The following is a 3,969-nucleotide window of genomic DNA, read 5'->3' as shown; positions in this document are numbered from 1 at the left end:
GTCGGGCGGCGGCCTCGCGGACACCGGCGGCGACGGCAACGGCGCGCTGCGGGCGCTCGGCCTGGTCGCGGGCACGGCGATCCTGCTGGGCGGCGCGGTGTTCACGTTCCTGCCGAGGAGGCGCCGCGGCCTGCGCTGACAGACGACAGGCCCACACGCCCTAAGGCTGGTGGCTGCGGGTCCGCGCATGCGCCCGCAGCCACCGCAGTACGTCGTTCGCGAGGCCCGGTGTCCGCAGGAGCGGGCCGCCGTGCGCGGAGCCGGGCAGGGTCCGTACGGTCACGTCCCGCATGCCCGCCCCGCGCTGGGCGGCGGCGAGTTCGGCGGAGTGCGCGGGCGGCACGAAGTCGCCCGCGGAGTGCACCAGGTACAGCGGGGCGTCCCGCTCGCCCGACGCGTGGGACTTCGCCGCCAGATCGCCCCACCGCTCCCAGCAGCCCCGCCCGCCCCGGTCGGGGGAGCATCCGGCCAAACGTTCCGCCGCCCGCCGCAGCGCCCGCTGCTGCGGGGACGCGCCGGGCCGGGCACCGTCCACCCACGCGCGGTAGGGCGAGGCGACGGGGGAGAGGGCGACGACGCCGCGTACGTACGTGACTCCGTCGCCGTACGCCCCCACGCTCGTCGCGAGATGCCCGCCCGCCGACGAGCCGAGCAGCAGCGGCCGCCGGGCGCCGGAGAGCCCCCGGGCGGTGAGCCATCGCAGGGCGGCGAGCACGTCGTCGCGCTGGGCGGGCCACACCGCGTCGGACGTGAGGCGGTAGTCGGTCTCGTACACGGTGAAGCCGCGCGCCGCGAACCAGCGCGCCCAGCCGCTCCAGTCGGTGTCCCGCGCCCAGGAGCCGCCGTGCAGCAGGACCAGGGCGGGGCCGCGGTCGCCGTACACGGTGACGGTCTGGCGGGGGTGCGGGCCGTACCGGAGGACCTCGGGGGCCCGGTGCGGCGATTCGGGGGCCGCCTCGGCGGCGACGCTGGACGAAAGCAGCGAGCCGCACAGGGCCAGGGTCAGCAGCGCTCGGCGCACGGTCATGGGCCGATGGTGCCCCGGCCGCCGCCTGGCCGCCCCCGCAAACGCCGAGGGCCACCGCACCGGGTGGTGCGGCGGCCCTCAGTTCGTACGACCGGCCTCGGGCGGGCGCGTACGAAACGTACTCAGGCGGGCGTCAGTTGACCTCGCCCATGAGCGTCCGGACCTTCTTGCGGTACATGTAGACGGCGAGACCCGCGATGACCGCGAGGGTGGCCTCCATGGCGACCACGCCGCTCTTGTTCAGGTTGACGCCGGCCGTGGACAGCAGGCTGGTGGTGCAGTCGCCGGCGGTGACGGCCAGGAACCAGACGCCCAGCATCTGCGAGGCGTACTTCTCCGGGGCCATCTTCGTGGTGACCGACAGGCCCACCGGGGAGACGCACAGCTCACCGATGGTGTGCATGAAGTAGATCGCGACCATCCAGTACGCGCCGACCTTCTCGCCGTCGGCCGCCATGGTCAGCGGGATCAGGAAGACGAAGAACGAGGCGCCGATGATGACCAGACCGGAGGCGAACTTCACCACCGTGTTCGGCTCCTTGCCGCGGCGGTTCAGCGCCAGCCACATGAAGGCGAAGACCGGGGCCAGGGCCATGATCAGGACCGGGTTGACCGACTGGTACCAGGAGACCGGGAAGTCGAAGCCGAGGATCGACGTGTCCGTGGAGTTCTTGCCGAACAGCGCCACCGTGGAGGCGCCCTGGTCGAAGATCATCCAGAAGACGGCGGCGGCCACGAAGAACCAGATGTACGCCGTCATCCTGGACTGCTCGATTTGGTCCAGCTCCTTGTCGCGCTTGATGCGCGTGATCACCCAGATCGGGATGACCAGACCGGCGAGCGCGATCGGGACGGTCGCCCAGTTCAGCGTGTAGACGCCGGTGGCGACCGTGACGCCGTAGAAGACGACGGCGGCGATGATCCACAGCATGGCCTTGCGCAGCAGGCCCATGAGTTCCGGCTTCTCCACCGGCTTCGGCACGTCGCTGCTGCGCTTGCTCAGGTGGCGGCCGCCGAGCAGGAACTGGATCAGGCCGAGGCCCATGCCGAGCGCGGCGAGGGCGAAGCCGAGGTGCCAGTTGACCTTCTCGCCGACGGTGCCGATGGCCAGCGGGGCGAAGAAGGCGCCCAGGTTGATGCCGACGTAGAAGAGCGTGAAGCCGCCGTCGCGGCGCGGGTCGTCCGGGCCGTCGTAGAGGTGGCCGACCAGCGTGGAGATGTTGGCCTTCAGCAGACCCGAGCCGATCGCCACGATCACCAGGCCGAGGAAGAACATCGCCTGGCCGGGCAGCGCGAGGGTGATGTGACCCGCCATGATCGCCAAGGCGCCGATGGTGATCGTCTTGCGCGGTCCCCACAGGCGGTCCGCGAACCAGCCGCCCGGCATGGCGAGCAGGTACACCATCGCCATGTAGATCGAGAAGATCGCCGTCGCGGTGGCGGCATCCATGTCCATGCCGCCGGGGGCGACCAGATACAGGGGGAGCAGGGCCTTCATGCCGTAGAAGCTGAAGCGCTCCCACATCTCGGTCATGAAGAGAGTGGCCAGGCCGCGGGGGTGGCCGAAGAAGGTCTTCTCGGAACCAGGAGTGCTGGCCGAGTCCTTCGTCAGGCTGGACGCCATGGGTCGATCCTCGTGGTTCGGGACGCGCCTGGAGGCGGCGGTGCCGCGGGCGCGCCCGGTGGGGGGCGGTCGGCACCGGCGCCGGACCGTCCACCCCTCACGCCTGAGGAGGGATCCGTGCCACGGTGTCCGTGGTGCACAAGGGACGGTGACACCGAGATCCACACCCCGGGACGCATCATCGCGTGCGGGGCCCGACCACAGGTCATTCCTTTCAAGGCTGGTGAACACCAGCCCACACACAGAAGAGGCCCTCGGCGCGCAATAGCGGGCCAAAGGTCCTTGAGTAGTGCTACAGGCGTCTCGCCACCATACGTCACGATAGAGCGGCGTTAGGAAGGACTTGAGAGATGGATCACAGGTGACGTTGGAACCAACATCCCACATTCCAAGGTGTACGTGAGACGGGGCCAAGGATCGCAGCCTCCGGCCGTCGGAGCGCGTCCGCCTCGGGCCGGCGCGGGGGCCGCGTGACCGAGGAGCCGGGCGGGCGTGGCCGGGCCCGGACGGCCGTGCGGCGATCAGCCTCCTGTGCTGGTCCGTTGCGGACTACCATCACCCCATGACCCGTGTACTGCTCGCCGAGGACGACGCGTCCATCTCGGAGCCTCTGGCCCGCGCCCTGCGCCGCGAGGGCTACGAGGTCGAAGTGCGCGAGGACGGTCCCACCGCCCTCGACGCCGGGCTGCAGGGCAGCGTGGACCTGGTCGTGCTCGACCTGGGCCTGCCCGGCATGGACGGCCTCGAGGTCGCGCGCCGGCTGCGCGCCGAGGGTCATACGGTGCCGATCCTCATCCTGACCGCCCGCGCCGACGAGGTGGACACGGTGGTCGGCCTCGACGCCGGGGCCGACGACTACGTCACCAAGCCCTTCCGCCTCGCCGAACTGCTCGCCCGGGTGCGGGCGCTGCTGCGGCGCGGCGCCACGGAGCCGGCGCAGCCTCCGGCCACGCACGGCGTGCGCATCGACGTCGAGTCGCACCGGGCCTGGATGGGCGAGGAGGAACTCCAGCTCACGGCCAAGGAGTTCGACCTGCTGCGGGTCCTCGTGCGCGACGCCGGCCGCGTGGTCACGCGGGACCAACTCATGCGCGAGGTCTGGGACACCACTTGGTGGTCCTCCACCAAGACCCTCGACATGCACATCTCCTGGCTCCGCAAGAAGCTCGGCGACGACGCGGCGAATCCGCGGTACATCGCCACGGTGCGTGGGGTCGGCTTCCGCTTCGAAAAGAGCTAGCCCCTCGCGGGTCGCGCACCGCGGAACGGCCTCCGCCCCCACCGCTGCGCGTCGGGCCTTCCCACCCACCCACCCGTT

Annotated in this window: 3 protein-coding genes; 1 reads left to right on the top strand and 2 read right to left on the bottom strand. The window is 71.2% G+C overall.

Going from position 1 to position 3,969, the window contains the following annotated elements:
* Positions 1 to 160: 160 nt before the first annotated feature.
* A complete protein-coding gene (locus STRAU_RS31505; RefSeq protein ID WP_016644468.1) occupies positions 161 to 1,027 on the bottom strand; it encodes an alpha/beta hydrolase family protein in 867 nt (288 codons plus the stop codon).
* Between the two features lie 133 nt (positions 1,028 to 1,160).
* Entirely contained in the window at positions 1,161 to 2,651 is a 1,491-nt protein-coding gene (locus tag STRAU_RS31500) for a peptide MFS transporter (RefSeq protein WP_016644466.1), read from the bottom strand.
* Between the two features lie 562 nt (positions 2,652 to 3,213).
* On the opposite strand from STRAU_RS31500, the gene STRAU_RS31495 reads away from it, so the two are divergent.
* The gene (locus STRAU_RS31495) at positions 3,214 to 3,891 is read left to right on the top strand and encodes a response regulator transcription factor (RefSeq protein ID WP_016644465.1); all 678 of its coding nucleotides are present in this window, start codon (positions 3,214 to 3,216) and stop codon (positions 3,889 to 3,891) included.
* Positions 3,892 to 3,969 lie beyond the last annotated feature (78 nt).

It is taken from the genome of Streptomyces aurantiacus JA 4570 (genome assembly GCF_000414115.1).
GTDB lineage: Bacteria > Actinomycetota > Actinomycetes > Streptomycetales > Streptomycetaceae > Streptomyces > Streptomyces aurantiacus_A.
The sequence above is the reverse complement of the archived record's forward strand: the minus strand, read 5'-3'. Positions and strand labels throughout refer to the sequence as shown.

Coding starts and splice junctions, on each gene's coding strand:
- STRAU_RS31505 (WP_016644468.1), bottom strand. CDS start 1,027: ATGACCGTGCGCCGAGCGCTGCTGACCCTGGCCCTGTGCGGCTCGCTG.
- STRAU_RS31500 (WP_016644466.1), bottom strand. CDS start 2,651: ATGGCGTCCAGCCTGACGAAGGACTCGGCCAGCACTCCTGGTTCCGAG.
- STRAU_RS31495 (WP_016644465.1), top strand. CDS start 3,214: ATGACCCGTGTACTGCTCGCCGAGGACGACGCGTCCATCTCGGAGCCT.